Source organism: Streptomyces sp. NPDC001606, from assembly GCF_053596835.1.
On sequence record NZ_JBSFHC010000016.1, the window covers coordinates 117,694 to 140,865 of the forward strand.

Annotated in this window: 19 protein-coding genes and 1 riboswitch; of the genes, 3 read left to right on the forward strand and 16 right to left on the reverse strand. The window is 74.4% G+C overall.

Going from position 1 to position 23,172, the window contains the following annotated elements; all coding sequences use genetic code 11:
- Positions 1-40: 40 nt before the first annotated feature.
- Genes cobC through cobM form a run of 6 tightly spaced genes read right to left on the reverse strand, consistent with a single transcriptional unit; the run spans position 41 to position 6,319 of the window.
- The gene (cobC, locus tag ACWCV9_RS26605) at positions 41-1,096 is read right to left on the reverse strand and encodes an Rv2231c family pyridoxal phosphate-dependent protein CobC (RefSeq protein WP_450790203.1); all 1,056 of its coding nucleotides are present in this window, start codon (positions 1,094-1,096) and stop codon (positions 41-43) included.
- Positions 1,086-2,009: a sirohydrochlorin chelatase gene (locus ACWCV9_RS26610; RefSeq protein WP_385843206.1), complete on the reverse strand. Its 924-nt coding sequence runs from the start codon at positions 2,007-2,009 to the stop codon at positions 1,086-1,088. The genes cobC and ACWCV9_RS26610 overlap by 11 nt, the downstream gene beginning before the upstream one ends.
- Entirely contained in the window at positions 2,006-2,593 is a 588-nt protein-coding gene (locus ACWCV9_RS26615; protein ID WP_450790205.1) for a precorrin-8X methylmutase, read from the reverse strand. The genes ACWCV9_RS26610 and ACWCV9_RS26615 overlap by 4 nt, the downstream gene beginning before the upstream one ends.
- Positions 2,590-4,269, reverse strand: a complete 1,680-nt coding sequence (cobJ, locus tag ACWCV9_RS26620) for a precorrin-3B C(17)-methyltransferase (RefSeq protein ID WP_450790207.1) — start codon at positions 4,267-4,269, stop codon at positions 2,590-2,592. Before cobJ ends, ACWCV9_RS26615 begins: the two co-directional genes overlap by 4 nt.
- Positions 4,266-5,504: a precorrin-6y C5,15-methyltransferase (decarboxylating) subunit CbiE gene (gene cbiE / locus ACWCV9_RS26625; RefSeq protein ID WP_450790209.1), complete on the reverse strand. Its 1,239-nt coding sequence runs from the start codon at positions 5,502-5,504 to the stop codon at positions 4,266-4,268. The genes cobJ and cbiE overlap by 4 nt, the downstream gene beginning before the upstream one ends.
- On the reverse strand, positions 5,501-6,319 hold the full coding sequence (cobM, locus tag ACWCV9_RS26630) for a precorrin-4 C(11)-methyltransferase (RefSeq protein ID WP_450790210.1): 819 nt from the start codon (positions 6,317-6,319) through the stop codon (positions 5,501-5,503). The genes cbiE and cobM overlap by 4 nt, the downstream gene beginning before the upstream one ends.
- Positions 6,320-6,401: 82 nt before the next feature.
- Here cobM and ACWCV9_RS26635 point away from each other — a divergent pair, with 82 nt between their 5' ends.
- Positions 6,402-7,133, forward strand: coding sequence for a ZIP family metal transporter (locus ACWCV9_RS26635; protein WP_450790212.1), 732 nt, complete (start codon positions 6,402-6,404; stop codon positions 7,131-7,133).
- 41 nt (positions 7,134-7,174) lie between these two features.
- Here ACWCV9_RS26635 and cobI read toward each other — a convergent pair whose 3' ends face one another.
- From cobI to ACWCV9_RS26685, 10 genes are all read right to left on the reverse strand, one after another.
- Positions 7,175-7,906, reverse strand: coding sequence for a precorrin-2 C(20)-methyltransferase (cobI, locus tag ACWCV9_RS26640; RefSeq protein ID WP_450790214.1), 732 nt, complete (start codon positions 7,904-7,906; stop codon positions 7,175-7,177).
- A complete protein-coding gene (locus ACWCV9_RS26645; RefSeq protein ID WP_450790216.1) occupies positions 7,903-9,294 on the reverse strand; it encodes a cobyrinate a,c-diamide synthase in 1,392 nt (463 codons plus the stop codon). The genes cobI and ACWCV9_RS26645 overlap by 4 nt, the downstream gene beginning before the upstream one ends.
- Positions 9,294-9,893 (reverse strand): cob(I)yrinic acid a,c-diamide adenosyltransferase, encoded by a 600-nt coding sequence (gene cobO / locus ACWCV9_RS26650; RefSeq protein ID WP_450790218.1) that lies wholly within the window; start codon positions 9,891-9,893, stop codon positions 9,294-9,296. The genes ACWCV9_RS26645 and cobO overlap by 1 nt, the downstream gene beginning before the upstream one ends.
- Positions 9,893-11,896 (reverse strand): putative cobaltochelatase, encoded by a 2,004-nt coding sequence (locus ACWCV9_RS26655; protein WP_450790220.1) that lies wholly within the window; start codon positions 11,894-11,896, stop codon positions 9,893-9,895. Before ACWCV9_RS26655 ends, cobO begins: the two co-directional genes overlap by 1 nt.
- Complete coding sequence (cobN, locus tag ACWCV9_RS26660; RefSeq protein ID WP_450790222.1) at positions 11,893-15,546, reverse strand: cobaltochelatase subunit CobN; 3,654 nt, start codon at positions 15,544-15,546, stop codon at positions 11,893-11,895. Before cobN ends, ACWCV9_RS26655 begins: the two co-directional genes overlap by 4 nt.
- Complete coding sequence (locus ACWCV9_RS26665; protein ID WP_450790224.1) at positions 15,543-17,051, reverse strand: cobyric acid synthase; 1,509 nt, start codon at positions 17,049-17,051, stop codon at positions 15,543-15,545. Before ACWCV9_RS26665 ends, cobN begins: the two co-directional genes overlap by 4 nt.
- Complete coding sequence (locus tag ACWCV9_RS26670) at positions 17,048-17,992, reverse strand: cobalamin biosynthesis protein (RefSeq protein ID WP_450790225.1); 945 nt, start codon at positions 17,990-17,992, stop codon at positions 17,048-17,050. The genes ACWCV9_RS26665 and ACWCV9_RS26670 overlap by 4 nt, the downstream gene beginning before the upstream one ends.
- 116 nt (positions 17,993-18,108) lie before the next feature.
- Positions 18,109-18,251: riboswitch (cobalamin riboswitch) on the reverse strand.
- A 169-nt stretch (positions 18,252-18,420) separates the two neighbouring features.
- Complete coding sequence (locus ACWCV9_RS26675; RefSeq protein ID WP_385843222.1) at positions 18,421-18,648, reverse strand: hypothetical protein; 228 nt, start codon at positions 18,646-18,648, stop codon at positions 18,421-18,423.
- A 41-nt stretch (positions 18,649-18,689) separates the two neighbouring features.
- Positions 18,690-19,943 carry an anion permease gene (locus ACWCV9_RS26680; RefSeq protein WP_450790227.1) on the reverse strand — a complete coding sequence of 418 codons (1,254 nt, stop codon included), beginning with the start codon at positions 19,941-19,943 and terminating at the stop codon, positions 18,690-18,692.
- 153 nt (positions 19,944-20,096) lie between these two features.
- The gene (locus ACWCV9_RS26685) at positions 20,097-20,861 is read right to left on the reverse strand and encodes a lysozyme (RefSeq protein WP_450790229.1); all 765 of its coding nucleotides are present in this window, start codon (positions 20,859-20,861) and stop codon (positions 20,097-20,099) included.
- A gap of 241 nt (positions 20,862-21,102) precedes the next feature.
- On the opposite strand from ACWCV9_RS26685, the gene ACWCV9_RS26690 reads away from it, so the two are divergent.
- Complete coding sequence (locus ACWCV9_RS26690; protein WP_450790231.1) at positions 21,103-21,813, forward strand: class II aldolase/adducin family protein; 711 nt, start codon at positions 21,103-21,105, stop codon at positions 21,811-21,813.
- 104 nt (positions 21,814-21,917) lie between these two features.
- Complete coding sequence (locus ACWCV9_RS26695) at positions 21,918-23,045, forward strand: alpha/beta hydrolase (protein WP_450790232.1); 1,128 nt, start codon at positions 21,918-21,920, stop codon at positions 23,043-23,045.
- Positions 23,046-23,172 lie beyond the last annotated feature (127 nt).

Consider the following 23,172-nt stretch of genomic DNA (forward strand, 5'->3'; position numbering starts at 1 on the left):
CCGGCCGGAGGTCCCACCGGCCGGGGAGCGGCCTGCCGGGCTACGACAGCGCGGCCGACAGCGCCGTCAGAAACCCGGTGACGGTGGCACGGTCCCGCACGGCGATCCGCACCCACTCCGCACCGAGCCCCGGAAACGTGTCCCCCCGCCGCACCGCGTAACCAAGGTCCCGCAACCGGCGCCGTACCACGGCGGCATCCGGCATCCGCGCCAGCACGAACGGCCCCTCCGCGGGGGACACCACCCGCACCCCCCGCGCCGCGAACTCCGCCAGCCCCGCCACCAGATGGGCCCGGTCCGCGGCGATCCGGTGCGCCGCGTGACCCGCCTCCGCCAGCGCCCTCGGCGTCACACACGCCTCCGCCGCGGCCAGCGCCGGGGTCGACACCGGCCACAGCGGCTGGGCCCGCTCCAGCGCGGCGACGGTCTCCGGCGCGGCCAGCACGTACCCGATCCGCAGCCCGGCCAGCCCCCACGTCTTGGTCAGGCTCCGCAGCACCACCAGACCCGGCACATCCGTCCGCCCGGCCAGCGCCTCCCGCTCACCCGGCACCGCGTCCATGAACGCCTCGTCCACCACCAGCGTGCGGCCCGGCCGGGCCAGCCGGGCGACCAGGCCGGCCGGGTGCAGCACGGACGTCGGGTTCGTCGGGTTGCCGACGACCACCAGGTCGGCGTCCTCCGGCACGGCCGCCGGATCCAGCCGGAACCCGTCCTCCGCGCGCAGCAGCACCCGGTCCACGGTGTGCCCGGCATCCCGCAGCGCGGCCTCCGGCTCGGTGAACTGCGGGTGCACCACGACCGGCCGGCGCACCTTCAGAGCGCGGGCGAGCAGCACGAACGCCTCCGCCGCCCCCGCCGTCAGCAGCACCCGCTCCACCGGCAGCCCGTGCCGCGCCGCCACCGCCGCCCGCGCGGCCCGCCCGTCCGGGTAGGCCGCGAGGGACGGCAGCGAAGAGGCGATCCGCTCGCGCAGCCAGGTGGGAGGCGTGTCGGCACGGACGTTGACGGCGAGGTCGACCAGCGCCGCCCCGTCGTCCCGTACCTCCGCGTCCCCGTGATGACGCAGATCCGGCCCCGTGCCCTCAGTGCGCATGGCTGTGCGAGTGCCCCCCGTGATGGTGGTGCCCGTGTCCATGCCCGTGGTCGTGACCGTCGTCGTCCGGGTGAAAGTGCGGCTGCTGCGGCAGCCCCACCTTGTCCTCGAAGCCCGGCAGCGCGATCCGGTACACGCACGAGTCGCAGTTCATGCGCAGATCGCCCTTGACGGCCTCCGCGTACCGCTCCATGACCAGGTCCAGCAGCTCCGGCTCCGGCCCGATGACATCGGCCGACCGCACCTCGGTCTCCGGGTGCGCGGCCGCCCACTCCTCGGTCTGCTGCCGCACCCGGTCCGGCAGGATGCCGGTGAACAGGAAGTACGGCAGGACGACGATCCGCCGCGCGCCCAGCCGCGCGCACCGGTCCAGCCCGCTCGGCACGTCCGGCGCCGCGAGCGACACGAACGCCGTCTCCACCCCGGCGTACCCGCGGCCCTCCCACAGCAGCCGCGCCGCCTTGTGCACCTCGGCGTTGGCGTCCGGGTCGGTCGAGCCGCGCCCGACCAGCAGCACCGTCACCTCCGCGCGGTCCACGCCGTCCAGCACCTCGTCCAGGCGCCGCTCCAGCACACCCAGCAGCGCCGGGTGCGGGCCGAGCGGACGGCCGTAGGTGTACGAGATGCCCGGGTGCCGCTCCTTCTCCCGGGCCAGCGCGGCCGGGATGTCACCCTTGGCGTGCCCGGCGGACACCAGCATCAGCGGCACCGCAGCGAACCGCCGCACCCCCCGCTGCACCAGCTCGGTGACGGCCTCGCCCAGCGGCGGCGGGGACAGCTCGATGAAGCCGCCCGCGACGGGCAGCTCCGGGTGGCGGCGCCCCAGTTCCCGTACGAAGTCGCGGAACGCCTCGGCGCCGGCGTCGTCACGCGTGCCGTGTCCGGCGATGAGCAGGGCGGGCGGGGTGGTCACGAGATCTCCTCAGACGAAACGGGGTGGTACAGCAGGGCGTTGAGCGCGGCGGCGGCGACCGCCGACCCGCCCTTCTCGGACACGTTGCTCACGGCGGGCAGCCCGCTCTCCCGCAACGCGGCCTTGGACTCGGCCGCGCCGACGAAACCGACGGGCAGACCGATGACGAGTGCGGGGGAGGCGTCCAGGGTCAACAGCTCCTCCAGGGCGGTCGGCGCACAGCCGATGACCCACAGCGCGCCCGGCCCGACCTGCTCGTAGGCGAGCCGGATCGCGTGCGCCGAACGGGTCAGTCCCGGACCGGCCTTCGCGTCCTTGAGCCGGCACACGGTCTCCCGCCGGGTGATGCCGGCCGCGACCATCTCCACGTCCACCACCACCGGCGCCCCGGCGTGCAGCGCGGCATGCGCCGCCACCAGGTCGTCCTCGGCCATGACGAGATCGGTCGCGTACTCCAGGTCGGCGGCGGAGTGGATGACCCGCTCCACCACCGCCCGGGTCAGCGGCGGGAAGTGCGAGGTGTCCAGGCGGGCGCGCAGCCGCCGGAAGGACTCCTGCTCGATGGGGTGGACGACGCGGCTCACTCGGTCTCCTCCTGCGATGCCTGCCAGCGGTAGCCGCGCGGGGTCACCATGCGGCCCGCGACGATGCGGGTCGCGGTGTTGCCCACGGTCACGACCGTCATCATGTCGACCGTCGCCGGATCCAGCCCGGCCAGGGTGGTGACCCGGCTCGTCCCGTCCGGCCGGGACGCGTTGCGCACCACACCGACCGGAGTGGTCGGCTCCCGGTGCTCGGCGAGGATGCCGAGCGCCTTGGGCAGCTGCCAGTCCCGGCCCCGCGAGCGCGGGTTGTAGAAGGTGACCACCAGGTCCGACTCGGCCGCCGCCCGCACCCGCCGCTCGATGACCTCCCACGGCGTGTGCAGATCGGACAGGCTGATGGAGACATGGTCGTGGCCCAGCGGCGCGCCCAGGATCGCCCCGGCGGCCAGTGCCGCCGTCACCCCCGGCACCCCGACCACGTCGATGTCGTCGGACGCCTCGGCGAGCGCCGGCGAGGCCATGGCGTACACCCCCGCGTCACCGCTGCCGATCAGCGCCACCGCCTGCCCGCGCCGGGCCTCCGCCACGGCCGTACGGGCCCGCTCCTCCTCCGCGCCGAGCCCCGACTCCAGCACCCGGGTGCCGGGCCGCAGCAGATCGCGGATCTGGTCCACGTACTGGTCCAGGCCGACCAGCACCGACGCCCGCCGCAGCTCGGCCACCGCGCGCGGGGTGAGCAGGTCCCGGGCGCCCGGGCCGAGCCCGACCACCGCGAGCCGCCCGCGCCCCGGACGCCGTACCACGGCACACGTCGCCATGGCCGACTTCCGCTTGGGCACCAGGAGTTCACCACCGCGCAGCAGCGCGGCGGCCTCCGCGACCGACGGCGTGCCGACCGCCGCGAGCGGCGCGTCGGACGGGTTCGGCACCGCCACGGCGGCCAGCTCCTCGGCCGGGTACGTCACCAGCGGCACCCCCAGCCGCTCGGCGGCGGCCAGCAGACCCGGCTCCTCCGCCTTGGCGTCCACGGTGGCCAGTTCGGCCACCGACCGCACCGACAGTCCCGCCTCCGCCAGGGCCCCCTCGACCAGCGCGAGAACCTCCTCGGCCGGCGCGCCCCGGGACGCGCCGACGCCGACCACCAGCGACGGCGGCCGCAGCAGCACCTCCCGCTCGCCCGCCGGCACCGCCCGGTCGGTCACCCGGATCGTGTACGACCCCTGCGGCGCGGTCGGCAGCGGCGGCAGCGGCCACGGCACCTCGGCCTTGAGCGCGACCGGCTCACCGTCCAGCAGCGCACGCGAGACCAGCGCGACCGACCCCTCGTAGGGCAGGCCGAGCATGTCCAGGCCGGGCAGCCCGACCGCGTCCGTGGCGGTCGTCACCACCGGCTCCGCGCCCAGCACCTCCGCGACCCGCGAGGCGAGTTCATTGGCGCCGCCGCCGTGCCCGCCGAGCAGCGACACCGCGAACCGGCCGCCCTCGTCCACGCACACCACACCCGGGTCGGCCGCCTTGCCGCCGAGCAGCGGCGCCACCAGCCGCACCACCGCGCCCGTCGCGAGGAAGCACACCAGCTGCTCGCACTCCGCGAACGCGGCCCGCACGGCCTCGCCCACGGGACCCTCGTACACCCGCGTCCGGTCCGGCCAGGCCGCGGCCAGCCGGTCCCGTGCCGCCGCCCCCGCCGCGGTGGCGGAAATGAGGCCGATCACTGACTTACTCCTTCGCTAGTCGCCGGGGGTCGTACGCCCCACAGCAGAAACACAGGATTGGTCGCCGCCAGCCGGGTCACGTCGCCCGGCAGCGGAGCCAGCCGCGAGGACTGGAGCAGCACCCCGTCGCAGACCAGACCGGCCGCCGTGAGCGCCGCACGCGCCGCCGGCACCCGGTCCAGGGCGGCCATCGCGACGACGACCGTCCGCCGCGCCCGCCGCGCGCACGCGCCGACGATCGCGGGCAGCTCCCGCCCCCCGCCGCCCACGAACACCGCGTCCGGATCGTCCTCCAGCCCGGCCAGCGCCTGCGGCGCCGACCCCTGGACGACCGTCACATCGACGCCGTGCGCGGCCGCGTTGGCCCGGATCCGCCCGACCCCGTCACCGGTCTTCTCGACCGCGACGACGGCGGCGCCGAGCCGCGCGCACTCCACCGCCACCGAACCGGAACCGGCCCCGACGTCCCACACCAGATCGCCCAGCCGCGGCCCGAGCCGGGCCAGCGCCAGCGCCCGCACCTCGAACTTGGTGATCATCGAGTCCCGGTGCGCGAACGCCCCCTCGTCCAGCGCCCAGCCGGCCGGCGGCTCCGGCACCCCGGCGACCGTGCGCACCGCGCCGAGCGCCCGCGCCTCGTCCAGGCACAGCACCACGCTCACCGCCGTACCCCAGTCCCGGGCGGCCGCCTCGGCGGGCGTCACCCGCTCCACCCGCTCCCGCTCCGGATCGCCCAGCGCGCTCACCACGACCAGCACCCGGTCCCGGTCCGCGAGCGCCGCACCCAGCTCGGCGGGCCCGGCGCCCGGACCGGTCAGCACCGCCACCTTGGGCCGCGCCCGGCACACGTTGACCGCCGTCCGCAGCTCCCGGCCGTGCGCGCTCACCACGACCGCGTCGTCCCAGGGCAGCCCGACCCGCGCGAACGCCCCCGCCACCGAGGACACCCCCGGCCGCACATCGAGGCACTCGGTCCCGAACCGCTCCGCCAGCACCCGCACGATCCCGAAGAACCCGGGATCACCGGAGGCCAGCACGGTCACCGGCAGCTCCTTGCCGACATACTCGGCGATCGTGTCCAGGGCGGGCGCCAGCGGCCCCAGCACCACCCGCTCGGCGCCCTCCGGCAGCCGTACGGCGTCCAGGTGCCGCCGCCCGCCGACGACGAGCGCGGCCCCGGCGAGGACGTCCGCCCCGACCGGCGCGCCCGTCCCCGCCCCGACCACCGTGATCAACTGCTCGCCCCCCGCTCGCGCAGCGCCCGCCGGGCCTCCGGGTCCGCCTTGCGGAAGCCGTGGAAGTGCCCCGGGTGGTACAGGTGCGAACGGGTGCCCTGCGCGTCCAGCGCCGGGCCGACCAGGAACAGCGTGTGCTTCCAGAGCTTGTGCTCCTTGACCGTGTCCTCCAGCGTGCCGATCGTGCACCGGACGACCAGCTCCTCCGGCCAGGTCGCCTGGTAGGCGACGACCACCGGGGTCGAGGTCGGGTAACCGCCCTCCAGCAGCTCCCGCACCAGCTGCCCGCTGCGCGCCGCCGACAGGAAGATCGCCATGGTGGTGCCGTGCCGGGCGAACTCGCGCACCTCCTCACCGGGCGGCATCGGCGTCTTGCCGCCGCCCAGCCGGGTCAGCACCACGGACTGAGCGACCTCCGGGATGGTCAGCTCCCGCTGGGCCAGCGCGGCCACCGCGGAGAACGAGGACACACCGGGCACGATCTCCGTCTCGATGCCGATCTCCGCACACCGGTCGACCTGCTCCTGCGTGCCGCCCCACAGGGCGGGGTCACCCGAATGGATGCGGGCGACCCGCAGCCCCTCCGCGTGGGCGCGCCGGTAGACGGCGACCACGTCCTCCAGCGACATCGTCGCCGAGTCGAGGATCTCCGCGCCCTCCCGGGCGTGCTGGAGGACCTCCTCCTGCACCAGGCTGGCCGCCCAGATCACCACGTCCGCCTCCGCGATGGCACGCGCGGCACGGAACGTCAGCAGATCGGCGGCGCCGGGGCCGGCACCGACGAAGGTCACCTTGCCGGTGGGGGCATCGGCCATGGGATGGGTCCTCTCCTACGAGTACTGCGGGTTGTTGCTGTCGGACATGCGTGACCGGTCACCGATCGGATAGCAAGGGCCTATGGCGGTCTTCGTCGCGCTCGGCGCGTTCCTGATGACGCTGGCCGGCGGCTGGACGGCTCAGCGCGTGACCGACCGCCGGCACCTGGTGCTCGGGCTGGCCGGCGGTCTCATGCTGGGCGTGGTCGGCCTGGACCTGCTGCCGGAGGCACTGCACGCGGCCGACCGCGTGGTCTTCGGCGTGCCCGCCGCGCTGCTGCTCTTCGTGACCGGCTTCCTGCTCGCCCATCTGGTGGAGCGCACCCTGGCCGCCCGGCAGGCCGCGCACGGCGGCGCCGAGGGCCATGACCACCGCGCGCCCGAGGTGGGACTCGTGGCGGCCGGCGCGATGGTGGGGCACAGCGCGATGGACGGGGTGGCGATCGGCGCCGCCTTCCAGGTGGGCAGCGGCATGGGCGCCGCCGTCGCGCTCGCCGTGATCGCCCACGACTTCGCCGACGGCTTCAACACCTTCACCATCACCAGCCTGTACGGCAACGCCCGCCGGCGCGCCATCGGCATGCTCGTCGCCGACGCCCTGGCACCCCTGCTGGGCGCCCTGTCGACGGTGTTCTTCCACATCCCCGAGCCGCTGCTCGGCGGATATCTGGGCCTCTTCGGCGGCGTACTGCTCTATCTCGCCGCCGCCGAGATCCTCCCCGAGGCCCACCACGAACACCCCGCCCGCTCCACCCTGCTGTGCACGGTGGCCGGCGTGGCCTTCATCTGGCTGGTGGTGGGCCTGTCCGGCTGACGGCACGAGCGCGTGCCGCCGCCGGGAGCGCGGACGCGGTCTCACAGCTTGCCGCCCCGCCCGCCGTCCCGCCGGGGCGGCGCGATCAGCGTCGACAGATACGGCAGCGGAGCGCCGTCCAGCTCGGCGGCCGGCCGCACCGACTCCTCCGGCAGACCCAGCGCCGAGCCCCACACCGCGTCCCCGAGCCGCCCGGTCTCCGCGAGCGCCGCCGCGACCTCCGCCGCCTGCCGCCCGAACTTGTACGCCACCACGGTCCCCGGCCCGGCCAACGCCTCCTTCAGCACCGCCGACCCGGCGGTGACCGGCACCAGGGTCAGCGGCTCGGTGCCCTCGGTCAGCACCGCACCCGACCGCGCCGCCAGATCCTGCATCGCGGTGATCCCCGGCACCGTCTCCACCACGACCCCCGGCACCAGCTCCGCGACGGTCTGCGCGAGATAGGTGAACGTCGAGTACACGTTCGGGTCCCCGATGGTCGCGAAGGCGACCGAGCCATGCCGCTCCAGCAGCCCGGCGACGGTGGCACCGGCCGCGTCCCAGGCCGCCTCCCGGCGCGCCCGGTCCTCCCGCTCGTTCAGCGCGAACACCACCCGGACGACCTTCTCCGGCGCCACGTAATGCAGCACGGTCGCCTCCGCCCGCCCCCGCTCACCGGTGTCCATCACCGGTACGACGACGACCTCGGCGGCCCGCAGCGCGTTGACCCCCTTGACGGTCACCAGCTCCGGATCCCCGGGACCGACCCCGACCCCGACCAGCCTGCTGCTCATGACGTCCGGCACCTCTCCACGAACCGACGGGCGACACCGGGCCGCGCGGCCCAGTGCGTGTGCAGATAACTCGCGTGCACGCCCTGCTGTACGAAACCTTCGACCCGCCGTACGGGGGCCCGCACCCCCCACGCGGGAGCGGCGCCGGCACCCGGCTCGACGACCGTGCGATGGAACTCGTGCCCCCGCATCCGGGTCCCCGCGGCGGCCAGCACACTGTCCCCGACGGCCACGGCGTCCCGATAGCCGAGCGTCAGCCGTTCGGTCATCCGCGCCGAGGCGTCCAGCACCCCGCACATCGGCTGCCCGTCCAGCTCCCGGCAGAGATACAGCAGCCCGGCACACTCCGCCGCGACCGGGGCGCCGCTTCGCGCCAGCTCGGCGACGGCCTTGCGCAGCGGCTCGTTGGCCGACAGCTCGGCCGCGTACACCTCGGGGAAGCCGCCGCCGACGACCAGGCCCGCGGTGCCCTCCGGGAGTTCCTCGTCCCGCAGCGGATCGAAGGTGACGACCTCGGCACCGGCGGCGGTGAGCAGCTCGGTGTGCTCGGCGTAGGAGAAGGTGAAGGCGGACCCCCCGGCGACGGCGACGACGGGCGCCGACGCCGCCCGGCCGTCCCGCCTTCCGGCCGACCGAGTCGGGTCGAGGGTGGGCGAGGCGGGGGTCCAGGGGGCGGAGCCCCCTGGAAGGGGACCGGCAGCACGGGCAAGCGCTTCGAGGGCCTCCAGGTCACACCCCCGAGCCACCAGCGCCGCCATATCAGCGACGGCGTCGACCGCAGCGGAACGCCGTTCGGCGACCGGCACCAACCCCAGATGCCGAGAGGGCGTCGAGACCTGCTGAGCCCGCCGCAAGGCGCCCACCACCGGCACGCCCACCGACTCCAGCGCCTCCCGCAACAGCGCCTCGTGCCGGTCGGACCCCACCTTGTTCAGGATCACGCCCCCGACCCGCACCTCCGGATCCCAGGACACGAACCCGTGCACCAGCGCGGCGACCGACCGGGACTGCGACGACGCGTCGACGACCAGCACCACCGGAGCGCCCAACAGCTTGGCCACATGGGCGGTGGAGGCCAGCTCGCCTTCCCCCGCCGCCCCGTCGTACAGCCCCATCACACCCTCGACGACCGCGAGGTCGCACCCCCGCGCCCCGTGCAGGAACAGCGGAGCGACCAGCTCCGGCCCGCACAGATACGCGTCGAGGTTGCGCCCCACCCGCCCGGTCGCGAGCGCGTGGTACCCGGGGTCGATGTAGTCCGGCCCGACCTTGTGCGGGGACACGGCGAGCCCCCGCGCGGCGAACGCGGCCATCAGCCCCGTGGCCACGGTGGTCTTGCCGCTGCCCGAGGCGGGCGCGGCGATGACCAGCCGAGGCACCGACGACATCACCACTCGATGCCCTTCTGGCCCTTCTGCCCCACGTCCATGGGGTGCTTCACCTTGGACATGTCGGTCACCAGATCCGCGAAGTCGATCAGCTTCTCCGGCGCGTTCCGCCCGGTGATGACGACGTGCTGGGTGCCCGGGCGGTCCCGCAGCACCTCGACCACCTCATCGGTGTCCACCCACCCCCAGTGCATCGGATAGGCGAACTCGTCCAGCACGTACAGCCGGTACGTCTCGGCGGCCAGGTCCCGCTTGACCTGCTCCCAGCCCTCCCGGGCCTTCTCCTCGTTGTCCATCTGGGCGTCCCGCTGCACCCACGACCAGCCCTCGCCCATCTTGTGCCAGTCGACCGTGCCGCCCTCGCCCGAGGCACCGAGCACCCGCAGCGCGTTCTCCTCGCCGACCTTCCACTTCGCCGACTTGACGAACTGGAACACCCCGATGGGCCACCCCTGGTTCCAGGCGCGCAGCGCGAGCCCGAACGCGGCGGTCGACTTGCCCTTGCCGATCCCGGTGTGCACGACCACCAGCGGCCGGTTACGACGCTGACGGGTCGTCAGACCGTCGTCCGGCACCACACTCGGCTGTCCCTGCGGCATTACGCGGCCCTCCTCGACGTCCCCTGCACATCCCTGACCAGCCCGGCGATCGAGTCGGCCCGCAACTCGTCCAGCGTGACGGCCGTACCACCCAGCTCACCGGCCAGCTGCCCGGCGAGCCCCAGCCGCACCGGCCCCGACTCGCAGTCCACGACCACCGACGCGACCCCCTCGGCCGCGAACAGCCGCGCCGCCCGCCCGGCCAGCGCCACCGGCTCCGGGCCCCCGGTGGCCCGTCCGTCCGTCACCACGACGACCAGCGCCCGCCGCGCCGGATCCCGCAGCCGCTCCACCCGCAGCACGTCATGCGCCTTCAGCAGCCCGGCCGCCAGCGGCGTACGGCCCCCGGTCGGCAGCGACTCCAGCCGTACGGCGGCGGCGTCCACCGAGGACGTCGGCGGCAGCGCGACCTCCGCACCGGCGCCCCGGAAGGTCACCAGCCCCACCTTGTCCCGCCGCTGATAGGCGTCGAGCAGCAGCGACAGCACGGCACCCTTCACGGCACCCATCCGCTGCCGGGCCGCCATCGATCCGGAGGCGTCCACCACGAACAGCACAAGGTTGCCCTCGCGCCCCTCCCGGGTCGCCTGCCGCAGATCGTCCCGGCGGACCACCAGCCCGGGACCGGACCGGCCGCGCGCCCGCTGGTGCGGCGCCGCCGCCTGCACGGTCGCCGCCAGATGCAGCTTGGTCAGCGTCCCCTGCGGCCGCCGGGCACCGGTGGTGCGCCCGTGCTCGGTCCGCGCCCGCGAGCGCCGCCCGGCGGCGCCCTCGCCGATCCCGGGCACGCTCAGCGCCTTGGTCCGGAACGGCTCGGCCGCCCGCACGGGCGACTGCTCCTTCGCCCCGGACGCCTGCGGCTCCCCGCCCTCGCCGGCCTCCGGCCGCGCGGCGGTGTCCCCGCCGCCCTGCGGACCGGAATCGGGCTGCGGCTGCCCGCCGCCCCCGCCGGGGCCGTCGGGATCGGGGTCCTCGTCGCCCTCGGAGCCGTCCCCGGAGAACTGCTCCAGGGTCTCGTCCAGCTTGTCCTCGTCCAGACCGGGAGCGTCAAAGGGGTTGCGGCGCCTGCGGTGCGGCAGCGCCAGCAGCGCCGCCTGCCGCACGTCCTCGGCCAGCACATCGGTCCGCCCGGCCCACGCGGCCAGCGCGGTCGCCGTACGCGCCATCACGATGTCGGCCCGCATGCCGTCCACCTCGAAGGCGGCACAGGTCGCCGCGATCTGCCGCAGCGCGCCGTCGCCCAGCCGCACCGAGGGCAGCAACTCCCTCGCCGCCACGATCCGTTGCCGTACGGCCGCCTCCTCGTCCGCCCACCGCGCGGCGAAACCGGCCGGATCGTCGTCGTAGGCGAGCCTGCGCCGCACGACCTCCACCCGCTGGTCGGGCTCCCGGGAAGCGGCGACCTCGACCGTCAGCCCGAACCGGTCCAGCAACTGCGGCCGCAGCTCCCCCTCTTCGGGGTTCATGGTGCCGACCAGCAGGAACCGCGCGGCATGCCGCACGGAGACACCCTCGCGCTCCACGTACGAGGCACCCATCGCCGCCGCGTCCAGCAGCAGGTCCACCAGGTGGTCGTGGAGGAGGTTGACCTCGTCCACGTACAGGATTCCGCGGTGCGCGTCGGCCAGCAGGCCGGGTTCGAAGGCCTTCACGCCCTCCGCCAGCGCCCGCTCGATGTCGAGCGCGCCGACCAGCCGGTCCTCGGAGGCGCCGACCGGCAGCTCGACCATCCGCGCGGGCCGCGCCGCACCGGCCCCCGGCTCGTGCGGCCCGTCCGGGCACGCCGGGTCGGGCGAGCCGGGGTCACAGGAGAACCGGCACCCGGGCACCACGGCCACCTCGGGCAGCAGCGCCGAAAGAGCACGCACGGCAGTCGACTTGGCGGTGCCCTTCTCGCCGCGCACCAGCACACCGCCGACGGCGGGGCTGACCGCGTTCAGCAGCAGCGCGAGCCGCAGATCGTCCTGGCCGACGACGGCCGTGAAAGGAAAGGGGGTGGTCACTGGTCGTCGCCCTCCAAGTCGCCCTCCAGCTCGAGGTAGGTGGCGCGCAGCCGCTCCAGGGTGTCCGCGTCCGGCTCCGCCCACAGCCCCCGGTCCGCCGCCTCCAGCAGCCGTTCGGTGATGCCGCGCAGCGCCCACGGGTTGGACTTCTTCATGAAGTCCCGGTTCTCCGGGTCGAAGACGTACTCGGCGCTGAGCTTCTCGTACATCCAGTCGTCCACCACGCCGGCCGTGGCGTCGTAGCCGAACAGGTAGTCGACCGTCGCCGCCATCTCGAAGGCGCCCTTGTAGCCGTGCCGGCGCATGGCCGCCATCCAGCGCGGGTTGACCACCCGGGCCCGGAACACCCGGTGCGTCTCCTCGCCCAGCGTCCGGGTCTTCACCTGGTCCGGGGTGGCGGAGTCGCCGACGTACGCCTCGGGGTTCTCGCCGGTCAGGTGCCGCACCATGGCCACCATGCCGCCGTGGTACTGGAAGTAGTCGTCCGCGTCGACCAGGTCGTGCTCGCGCGTGTCGACGTTCTTCGCCGCCACCGCGATCCGCCGGAACGCCGTCTCCATGTCCCCGCGCGCCGCCCGCCCGTCGAGCCCGCGGCCGTAGGCGTAGCCGCCCCAGACCGCGTAGACCTCGGCGAGGTCCGCGTCGCTGCGCCAGTTCCGCGCGTCGATCAGCGGCAGCAGACCCGCGCCGTACGCGCCCGGCTTCGAGCCGAAGACACGGGCCGTGGCGCGCCGTCGGTCGCCGTGCTGGGCGGCGTCCTCCTCCACATGCGCCCGGACGAAGTTGGACTCGGCCGGCTCGTCCAGCTCGGCCACCGCCCGTACCGCGTCGTCGATGAGCCCCACCACGTGCGGGAACGCGTCCCGGAAGAAGCCGGAGATGCGGACCGTGACATCGATGCGCGGCCGTCCCAGCTCCGCGAGCGGGATCACCTCGAAGCCGGTCACCCGGCGCGAGGCGTCGTCCCAGACCGGGCGGCAGCCCAGCAGCGCGAGGATCTCGGCGATGTCGTCACCCTGGGTGCGCATCGCGGACGTGCCCCACACGGTCAGGCCCACGGACCTCGGGTACGCGCCGGTGTCCTGGAGATAGCGGGCGACCAGGGAGTCGGCCAGCGCCTGCCCGACCTCCCAGCTCAGCCGGGACGGGATCGCCTTGGGGTCGACGGAGTAGAAGTTCCGGCCGGTCGGAAGGACGTTGACCAGGCCGCGGGTCGGGGAGCCGGAGGGGCCGGCCGGGACGTAGCCGCCGTCCAGGGCCCGCAGGATGTGCCCGATCTCGTCGGTGGTGCGCGCCAGCCGGGGTACGACCTCCTCGCAGGCGAACTCCAGCACCGCGACGGCGTCGGGGAGTTCGGTGCCGAGGACGCCCCGCAGCACGGCGGCGGCGACCGTGCGGTCCCACGCCCGGGCCTCCAGCTCCTCCGCGATCCGCCGGCACAGCTGCTCCAGCAGGTCGATCGCGTCGGACGCGGTCCGCGCCGGACCGTCCACCAGGTCGGTCAGCTCCACCGGCACCTTCACCGGCGCGCCCGGCTCGGCCAGCAGCTCCTTCTCGGCCAGTCCGAAGTGGGCCGCCAGACAGGCCCGCAGACCGGGCAGCGCGTTCGCCTGGCCGCCCCACACCTGGGACGCCCGCAGCACGGCGAGGACCAGGTTGACCCGCGGTTCGCCGACCGGGCCGCCGCCGAGGACGTGCAGGCCATCACGGATCTGCACGTCCTTGATCTCGCACAGATAGCCGTCGATGTGCATGACGAACTCGTCGAACTCGTCCTCGTCCGGCTGCTCGTCCACATGCAGGTCGTGGTGCAGCTCGGCCGCCTTGACCAGCGTCCAGATCTGCGCGCGGACCGCCGGTGCCTTCGTCGGGTCCAGGTCGGAGACGAGCGCGTACTCGTCCAGCAGCTGTTCCAGCTTGGCCAGGTCGCCGTAGGTGTCCGCGCGGGCCATCGGCGGCACCAGGTGGTCGACCACCGTGGCGTGGCCGCGCCGCTTGGCCTGGGTGCCCTCGCCGGGGTCGTTGACGATGAACGGGTAGATCAGCGGCAGGTCGCCGAGGACCGCGTCCGGGGCGCACCCGGCGCCCAGCCCGAGCCCCTTGCCCGGCAGCCACTCCATCGTGCCGTGCTTGCCCATGTGCACGATCGCGTCCGCGCCGAAGCTGTGGTCCAGCCAGCGGTAGGCAGCCATGTAGTGGTGCGAGGGCGGCATGTCGGGGTCGTGGTAGATCGCGATCGGGTTCTCCCCGAAGCCGCGCGGCGGCTGGATCATGACGACGACGTTCCCGAACTGCAAGGAGGCCAGGACGATGTCGTCGCCGTCGACGTACAGGCTGCCCGGCGGCTCGCCCCACGCCTCGCGCATCGCCTCCCGCAGCTCCGGGTCCAGCTTCTCGAACCAGGCCCGGTAGTCGGCCAGCGGCACCCGGGCGGGCGCGGCGCGCAGCTGGTCCTCGGTCAGCCACTCCACGTCGTGGCCGCCGGCCTCGATCAGCCGGTGGATCAGCTCGTCGCCGTTGTCGGGGTAGCCGTCGACCCCGTACCCGGCGTCCCGGAGCGCGTCCAGTACCCGGACCGCCGAGGCGGGGGTGTCCAGACCGACCGCGTTGCCGACGCGGGAGTGCTTGGTCGGGTAGGCCGTGAAGACCAGCGCGATCTTCTTGTCCGGGTTCGGCTTGTGCTTCAGCCGGGCGTGGCGTACGGCGATCCCGGCCACCCGGGCGGCCCGCTCGGGGTCGGCGACGTACACCGGGACCTCGTCCGGGCCCTGCTCCTTGAAGGAGAACGGCACGGTGATCAGCCGGCCGTCGAACTCCGGGATCGCGACCTGCATCGCCGCGTCCATGGGGGAGAGGGCCGCGTCGGACTCGTCCCAGGCGGCCCGCGAGGAGGTGAGGCAGAGGCCTTGCAGCACCGGGATGTTCAGCTCGGCCAGCGCGCCGATGTCCCACGCCTCCTCGTCGCCGCCCGCGGACGCCTGCGAGGCGTGGGTGCCGCCGGCCGCGAGCACGGTGGCCACCAGCGCGTCGGCCCGGCCCAGCAGCTCGTACAGCCCGGCGTCGGCACCGCGCAGCGAACCGCAGTACACGGGAAGGGCGTTGGCGCCCTGCGCCTCGATCGCCTCGCACAGGGTGTCCACGAAGCCGGTGTTGCCGCTCAGCTCGTGCGCCCGGTAGAAGAGCACGCCCACGGTCGGACGGCCGTCCGCACGCTCGTACGAGCCGTGGACGCCGTACTCCGGCATCTTCCGCGGCTCCTCGAAGCCCTCGCCGGTCAGCAGCACGGTGTCCGACAGGAACCGGGACAGCTCCAGGAGGTTGGCGGGGCCGCCCTCGACCAGGTACTTCAGCGCCTCCGCGACGACACCGGCGGGCACCGAGGACTCGGCCATCAGCTCGGCGTCCGGCACGCTCTCGCCGCCCAGCAGCACGGTCGGGATCCCGGACGCCTTCAGTACGGCGAGCCCGTCCTCCCAGGCGCGCTTGCCGCCGAGCAGCCGTACGACCGCGAGGTCGGCGCCCCGGATCAGGCCGGGCAGCTCCTCGGCGACGTCGACCCGGGTCGGGTTGCCGATGCGGTAGCCGGCGCCGGAGGCCCGGGCCGCCAGCAGATCCGTGTCGGCGGTCGACAACAACAACACTGTGCTCATGCGGGCGCTCCCGGTGGAATGAAAGGCAGTCCTTGCGGCGCGCCCGACTCGATGAGCCGCCAGAGCGCGTCCGTGTCCGCTTGCTGTTCGATCAGGTCGCCGAGCCGGTCGAGCTGCTCCTCGCGCAGCGCGGCGAAGGAGGTGTCGGGGGCCGGTACGAAGCGGCGGCCCGCGGCGCCGGCCACCTCGCGCAGGAAGGCCCGCCGGAAGCCGTCCGACTCCAGCGAGCCGTGCCAGTGGGTGCCCCAGGTGTGGCCGACCCGGCAGCCGTCCAGGAAGGGCTCGCCGCCCTCGACGGTGGCCACCCCGTGGTGGATCTCGTACCCCTCGACCGGCTCGCCCAGGGCGTGACCGCTGGGCCGGGTGAGGGTCTTCTCGCGGGCGAACCGCACCCGGACGGGCAGCAGTCCGAGGCCGTCCACCTGTCCCGTGCGGCTCTCGACCTCGTCCTCGATGTGTTCGCCGAGGATCTGGAAGCCGCCGCAGATGCCGAGGATCGGGCGTTCCTCGGCGGCCCTGCGCACGAGGGCGTCGGCGAGCCCGCGCTCGCGCAGCCACTCCAGTGCGCGCACGGTGCCGCGGGTGCCCGGGATCACCACGAGGTCGGCGTCGGCCAGCTCCTCGGGGCGGTCCACGAACCGCACCACCACGCCCGGTTCGGCGGCCAGCGCGTCCACGTCGGTGAAGTTGGACATCAGCGGGATCGCGCACACGGCGACCCGCAGCACGTCCGCGCCGAGCGGGGGAGTGACGGTGGACTCGCGGACCGTGCCCCGCAGGGAGACCCTGAGTCCGTCCTCCTCGTCGATGCCGAGCCCGTGCCGGAAGGGCAGCACGCCGTACGTGCGCCGCCCGGTGAGGCCGTGCAGCATGTCCAGGCCGGGCTCCAGCAGGGAGACGTCCCCGCGGAACTTGTTGACCAGGAAGCCGGCGACCAGTTCCTGGTCCTCCGGGGCCAGCAGGGCGACCGTGCCGAAGAAGGAGGCGAAGACGCCCCCGCGGTCGATGTCCCCGACCACCAGCACGGGCAGCCGCGCGTTGCGGGCGATGCCCATGTTCACGATGTCGGTCCGGCGCAGGTTGATCTCCGCCGGGCTGCCCGCCCCCTCACAGATCACCGCGTCATACGTGCCCCGCAACTCGGCCAGGCAGTCCAGCACCGTGCCGAGCAGCTTCTGCTGCCGGCCGCCGTGGTAGCCGCGCGCGCTCAGTTCGCCGACGGGCTTGCCCATCAGCACCACCTGGCTGCTCTGTTCGCCGCCCGGCTTCAGCAGCACCGGGTTCATCAGCGCGGTCGGTTCGGTCCGGCAGGCCTGGGCCTGCATGGCCTGGGCCCGTCCGATCTCCGCGCCCTCGCGGGTGACGAAGGAGTTGAGGGACATGTTCTGCGCCTTGAACGGCGCGACCTTCACGCCCTGGCGCACCAGCCACCGGCAGATTCCGGCCGTCACGACGCTCTTGCCCGCGTCGGAGGTGGTGCCGGCGACGAGGAGACCACCGTTCACTTCCCGCGTCCCTTCACGATGAGGCGCGCGGCGGCCGTGACGCCGAGCGCGAGGAGGCCGACCCGGCGGGAGAGCCGTACGGCCCGGTCGATGTCGGTGACTTGGACCGCCCGTCCGGCGCCGCCGTTGAGCACGGGCCGGTGCTCGACCCGGCCGCCGTAGGAGAGGGTGCCGCCCAGCCGGACCCCGAGGGCGCCCGCGAAGGACGCCTCCACCGGGCCCGCGTTGGGGCTCGGGTGGCGGTGGGCGTCGGCCCGCCAGGCGCGCAGGGCACCGCGCGGATCGGGTCCGGCCGCGGCGGCGAGCACGGCGGTCAGCCGGGCGCCGGGCCAGCCGGCCACGTCGTCGAGGCGGGCGGAGGCCCAGCCGAAGCGCCGGTACCGGGGCGACGTGTGACCGACCATCGCGTCGAGGGTGTTGACCGCCCGGAACCCGAGCAGTCCGGGCACGCCGGCCACGGCGCCCCAGACCAGGGCACCCACGACGGCGTCGGAGGTGTTCTCGGCGACCGACTCGACCACGGCCCGGGCGATCCCGTCGGCGTCCAGCGCCTGCGGGTCCCGGCCGCACAGGTGCGGCAGCCGCGCGCGGGCCGCCTCGACGTCGCCGCGCTCCAGGGCGCGCCCGATGGTGCGGGCCTCCCGGGCGAGCGAGGTGCCGCCGACGACCGACCAGGTGGCGGCGGCGGTCAGTGCGACGGAGAGGGCGTGGGAGGGGCGTACGGCGCGTGCGGCCGCCGTGCCGAGGGCGACGGCGCCACCGGCGCACACGACGGTGTGCAGGGCGCCCCAGCCGCGGTGGTCGTGCCACAACGCGCCTTCCACGGCCGCGGCCGCCCGTCCGAACGCGGCGACCGGATGGCCGCGGCGCGGATCGCCGAGGAGCAGGTCCCCGAGAAGGCCGGCGGCGGCGCCGTACGCGTAGCTGCGATCGGCACCCATCGGCTCAGCCGGCCGTCGGATCGGCAGCGGCCCTGGTACGGGTCCTGGTGCTCGGCCTTGTCCATCGGCAGCCCGGCATGGCGATCTATGTCCTCACTCAGGGTGTCCGCGCCCTGGTTCGACGAGATTCGGCGGTGAGAGTTCCTGGCTCCCGGGGGGTTCTTCCCCGGTGACAGTGGCGGGACCGCGCCGGATTCGCACCGGCTTCCTCTTCTGCCGCCGTACTTGGCCCGGGCAGTCCACCACGCGCCCGGAACGGCCGTCAACTTGCTGTTGACCTGCATGGGGGGAGTGTGCCGATCCCCACATTGCGGGGCGGGAGGGCTGGGGGAGACACGGTGAGAGGGGAGGGGGAGACACAGCGGGGGAGGGTATGAAAAAGGCTCCCCTCCGCGGTGCGGGGAGGGGAGCCTTCGGAAGGTCCGCGGTCAGGCCTTGGCGACGATCAGGTAGATCCCGTACGCCACCGCCGCCGCGCAGGCCGCGAAGCTCAGGTAGGCGCCGGTGACGGCGAGGGCGGCGGAGTCGCCCTGCGCGGTGGCCCGCTCGCGGTGGGCCAGGCCCTTGATGCCGAGGCTGAACAGGGCCACCAGGCCCACCGTGACCACGAGGCTGACGCCGAAGACGGAGCCGATGGCCGCCCAGTCGATCTTCATGGGGTTGCTTCCTTCGGTAACCGGTAACCGGGGTGACCGGGTCAGACGGTGGCGGCCGGCGGAACCGCCGGGGTGACCGGGGTGGGCTCGGCGGCGGGGGACGCGATGGTGGCCGTCAGGTCCTCGGTGATCTGGCCCGCGGGGGGCGGGGTCACGGCGGCGATGGCGGTGGTCACCACGCCGGCCGGCTCACCGGTCTCCTCGACGACGTTGGTGTGGTCGACGACCTCGCGGCGGGAGATCTTCCAGATGGCGGCGCTCGAGGCGACCAGGAAGACGGCGACGGCGGCGGTGCCCCAGTCGCCCAGCTCCGTGACGGCCTCGGCGCCCGCGCCGACCAGCGCGGCGGCCGGCAGGGTCAGCACCCAGGCCACGGCCATCCGGGTCGCGGTGGACCAGCGGACCACTCCGCCCTTGCGGCCGAGGCCCGCACCCATCACCGAGCCGGAGACGACATGCGTGGTGGAGAGGGAGAAGCCGAGGTGCGAGGAGGTCAGGATGGCGGTGGCGGCGCTGGTCTGCGCGGCGAAGCCCTGACGCGGCTCCAGCTCGGTCAGGCCCGTGCCCATGGTGCGGATGATGCGCCAGCCGCCGATGTAGGTGCCGAGCGCGATGGCCAGGCCCGCGGAGAGGATCACCCAGACCGGCGGGTTGGAGCCGGGGGCGAGGGAGCCGCCCGCGACCAGCGCGAGGGTGATGACGCCCATGGTCTTCTGCGCGTCGTTGGTGCCGTGGGCGAGGGAGACCAGGCCGGCGGAGGCGATCTGGCCGGCGCGGTAGCCCTTGCGGGTGGCCTGGCTGTCGTCGCCGCCGCCGACGCCGTAGGAGAAGCGGGTCGCCAGCATCGAGGCGAGGCCCGCCACGACCGGGGCGGCGACCGCCGGCAGGATCACCTTGGTGACCAGGACGTCCCCGTGCACGGCGCCGAAGCCCGCGGAGGCCACGGCGGCACCGATCAGGCCGCCCATCAGGGCGTGCGAGGAGCTGGAGGGGAGGCCCACCAGCCAGGTCAGCAGGTTCCAGAGGATCGCGCCGACCAGGGCGGCGAAGATGACCTCGGGACGGATGCCGGTCTCGTCGACGAGACCCTTGGAGATCGTGTTGGCGACCTCCACCGAGAGAAAGGCGCCGGCCAGGTTGAGGACGGCGGACATGGTCACCGCGAGCTTGGGCTTGAGTGCGCCTGTCGAGATGGTCGTGGCCATCGCGTTCGCGGTGTCGTGGAAACCGTTCGTGAAATCGAACGCGAGAGCGGTTACCACCACAATCGCGAGGATCAGCGAGAAGCTTTCCATTTACCCAGGCAATCGTTCGAGGTCGTTGGCTGGATGAACGTAGGCAACCTGGGTGAACGGAAGATGAACTGAGACGGGCCTGACGGTGTCCTGATCGAGGGAGTGGGGTCCCGTTTGCCGCCTTCGACCCCGCTCACCCCAGTCGCCCCTTGGCTACCAGCCCCGGGCGAAGGAACGCAGCCGGGCCGCCGAGCCGTGAAAGAGATTCTGGTCACCCGGCAGCCCGCCCCGGGTGCCGTACTGCCAGAACGTCCAGTCCTGCCAGCCGCCCGGCAGGTCCCCCGGCCCCGAGCTGCCGTGTCGGGCGATCCACAGCGGGTTCCGGGCGGCGAAGGCGTCGCTGTCGCCGGTGCACATCCGCCACCACTCGGCGGTCGTGTAGATCACCGGGGGGCGGCCGGTCTCCTGCTCGACCTCGTCGCTGAACGACCGGATCCAGTGCACCATCCTCCGGTGGCTCAGCCCGTAGCACGGATGCCTGGGGTCGTACGGGTTGTATTCGATGTCGAGCGCGGGCGGCAGGGTCCAGCCGTCCGCCCGCCAGTCGCCGCCGTGGTGCACGAAGAACTCGGCCTGCCGGGCGCCGGAGGACCGGTCCGGCCGGGCGAAGTGGTACGCGCCCCGGGCCAGGCCGGAGCGGTACGCGCCGTCGTACTGCTCGGCGAAGTAGGGGTTGCGGTAGCCGGTGGACTCGGTCGCCTTCACGTAGACGAACCGGGCGCCCTTGTCGAGCGCCGTCGACCAGTCCACATGTTCCTGGTGGGACGACACGTCGTGGCCCTGGGGCAGTGTCGTGGCCCACTTCGGCGGTCCGGCCGAGGCGGTCGCGGTACCGGCGAGGGCGAGCGCGGCCGTGGCCGTGGCCGCCGCGAGGACACCGGCGCGGCAACGGAGAAGGGTGCGTGCACGAGCAGCCATGCGTCTCCCCGGGGTCGCGGACGGGCGGGCCGTCCGGCGGGCAAGAGGGACCAGTCAAGACCCGCTGATCAACGGATCCGTGCCGATACGGCATGTTTCGCACCGATATCCGCCCGTTCGGACGCGTGACGGCTGGCTTATGGCTGACCGCTGGCCGACCCAGGGCCGACCGGTGGCCCATGTACGGCCCGAAGCCGCCGCCCGGCCACCGCCCGGCCGGACCGGCTGGCAGGATCGCCGCATGGCGGAACAGCGGCAGAACACGGAACAGCCCCCGCGGCAGTCGGCGGAGCAGCCGCCGGAACACCCGGCGGAGCCGGGGCGGGTCTGGGCGGACGTCGTCGCGACGGCACGGCGGACCGTCGCCGACGGGCTGGTGGTCGGCACCTCCGGCAACGTCTCGGCGCGGGTCGGCGACCTGGTGCTGGTGACCCCGTCGGGCGTGCCCTACGACCGGCTCACCCCGGACGACATCACCGGCGTCGACCTCACCGGGCGCCAGGTGCTCGGCACCCTGGTGCCGACCAGCGAGCTGCCCATGCACCTCGCCGTCTACCGCGCCACCGACGCCCGCGCCATCGTCCACACCCACGCCGTGCACGCCACCGCGGTCTCCACGCTGGTGGGGGAGCTGCCCCCGATCCACTACATGACCGCCGCCCTCGGCGGACCCGTCCGGGTCGCCCCCTACGCGGCCTACGGCAGCGAGGAACTGGCCGGGCATGTGCTGCGCGCCCTCGCCGGCCGCTCCGGCTGCCTGCTGCGCAACCACGGCACGCTCACCTACGGCGCCGACCTCGACCAGGCCTACGACCGCACCGCCCAGCTGGAGTGGATGTGCCGGGTCTGGCTGACGGCCTCCTCGGTCCCGGGCCTGACCCCGGCCCTGCTCACGGAAGCGCAGCTCGGCGAGGCCGCGTCCCGGCTGAAGGGCTACGGCCGGCGCCCCTGACCCCGCCCCCTCCCCTCACTTCCTCCCTGCCTCCTGCCCGCCTTTTCCTTGCCGCGTCCGGCCTTCCACTGGCCGGGGACCGCGAGCGCCGGGACACTGGACCCGTGCGCCCAGTCAAAGCGACCGCCACCGCGGTGACCGCCGTTCTCGCCGCCGGCGCGGCTTCCGTGGCCGCCGGCCGCCTGGCCAGCGACGCCGCGCTGAAGGCCCCCGCCGGCCGCCCGCTGCCCACCGAACCCCGCCTCACCGTGCACAGCACGGCCGCCGGCCGGATATCCCTCACCCGCGATCTCGCCTCCCTGCGCCCCGGCACCTACGGCCTCGCGGGCGACGGCTCCCACGCGGTCGTCGGACCCGTCCTGGCCACGGCCCGGCACAGCGTCGACACCGTCGTGCGCCGCCTGGAGGGCGTCACCCACGGCAGCCTCGACCCCGGCGACTCGGTCTGGCTCACCCCGAACCTGTACGTCGGCAACCCGCGCGGCGCCCTCGGCCTCGACCACGCCGACGTGGACGTCCCCGGCGAACTCGGCGCCCTGCCCGCCTGGTTCCTGCCCGGCAGCCGGGACATCTGGGTGATCGCCGTGCACGGCCTCGGCACCACCCGCGAACACACCATGAACCTCATGGGCTTCCTGCACGCCCGCCGGCTGCCGGTGCTCGCCCTCGCCTACCGCGGCGACCTCGGCGCCCCCCGCCCGCCGGACGGCCTCAACCACCTCGGCGAGTCCGAGTGGCGGGACGTGGACGCGGCGATCCGCTACGCGGTGCGGTACGGCGCCCGCCGCGTGGTGCTGCTCGGCTGGTCCACCGGCGCCACGATGGCCCTGCGCGCCGCCGAGCACTCCGCCGTGCGCGACCGCATCGCCGGGCTGGTCCTGGACTCGCCGGTCCTCAGCTGGGAGGCCACGCTGCGCGCCCTCGCCCAGGCCCGGAACACCCCGCAGCCGCTGCTGCCGCTCGCGGTGCGGGCCGCCCAGGGCCGGGCCGGGCTGCACGCCGACCAGGCCACCGGGGCCGGCGACCCGGAGCGGCTCGCCGTACCGACGCTGATCATGCACGGCCCGGGGGACCAGGTGGCGCCCTGGGCGTTCTCCCGCCGCCTCGCCGCCCGCCGCCCCGACAAGGTCGCCCTGCACACCGTGGCGGACGCCCCCCACGCGGCGATGTGGAACCCCGACCCGGAGGAGTACGAGGAACGCCTGCGCCGCTTCCTCACCCCCCTGATGTGACCGGCGGGGAACGGTCCGGGGGCGTTCCGTTTAACGCTGTACCGATGGCTTGAAGGACTCTTCGCGGCCCCTGCCGTTCCCCCTGCCGGGGCCGGTGCGTTGGCCTGCTCCGTCGCCCGCCGTGACA

Excerpts from the sequence above, each read along its gene's own strand:
- ACWCV9_RS26675 (WP_385843222.1), bottom strand. The coding sequence starts at position 18,648 with ATGAAGATCGACTGGGCGGCCATCGGCTCCGTCTTCGGCGTCAGCCTC.
- cobN (WP_450790222.1), bottom strand. The coding sequence starts at position 15,546 with ATGAGCACAGTGTTGTTGTTGTCGACCGCCGACACGGATCTGCTGGCG.
- cobO (WP_450790218.1), bottom strand. The coding sequence starts at position 9,893 with ATGCCGCAGGGACAGCCGAGTGTGGTGCCGGACGACGGTCTGACGACC.
- ACWCV9_RS26645 (WP_450790216.1), bottom strand. The coding sequence starts at position 9,294 with ATGTCGTCGGTGCCTCGGCTGGTCATCGCCGCGCCCGCCTCGGGCAGC.
- ACWCV9_RS26685 (WP_450790229.1), bottom strand. The coding sequence starts at position 20,861 with ATGGCTGCTCGTGCACGCACCCTTCTCCGTTGCCGCGCCGGTGTCCTC.
- ACWCV9_RS26635 (WP_450790212.1), top strand. The coding sequence starts at position 6,402 with ATGGCGGTCTTCGTCGCGCTCGGCGCGTTCCTGATGACGCTGGCCGGC.
- cobI (WP_450790214.1), bottom strand. The coding sequence starts at position 7,906 with ATGAGCAGCAGGCTGGTCGGGGTCGGGGTCGGTCCCGGGGATCCGGAG.
- ACWCV9_RS26680 (WP_450790227.1), bottom strand. The coding sequence starts at position 19,943 with ATGGAAAGCTTCTCGCTGATCCTCGCGATTGTGGTGGTAACCGCTCTC.
- cobM (WP_450790210.1), bottom strand. The coding sequence starts at position 6,319 with ATGGCCGATGCCCCCACCGGCAAGGTGACCTTCGTCGGTGCCGGCCCC.
- ACWCV9_RS26690 (WP_450790231.1), top strand. The coding sequence starts at position 21,103 with ATGGCGGAACAGCGGCAGAACACGGAACAGCCCCCGCGGCAGTCGGCG.
- ACWCV9_RS26670 (WP_450790225.1), bottom strand. The coding sequence starts at position 17,992 with ATGGGTGCCGATCGCAGCTACGCGTACGGCGCCGCCGCCGGCCTTCTC.
- cobC (WP_450790203.1), bottom strand. The coding sequence starts at position 1,096 with ATGCGCACTGAGGGCACGGGGCCGGATCTGCGTCATCACGGGGACGCG.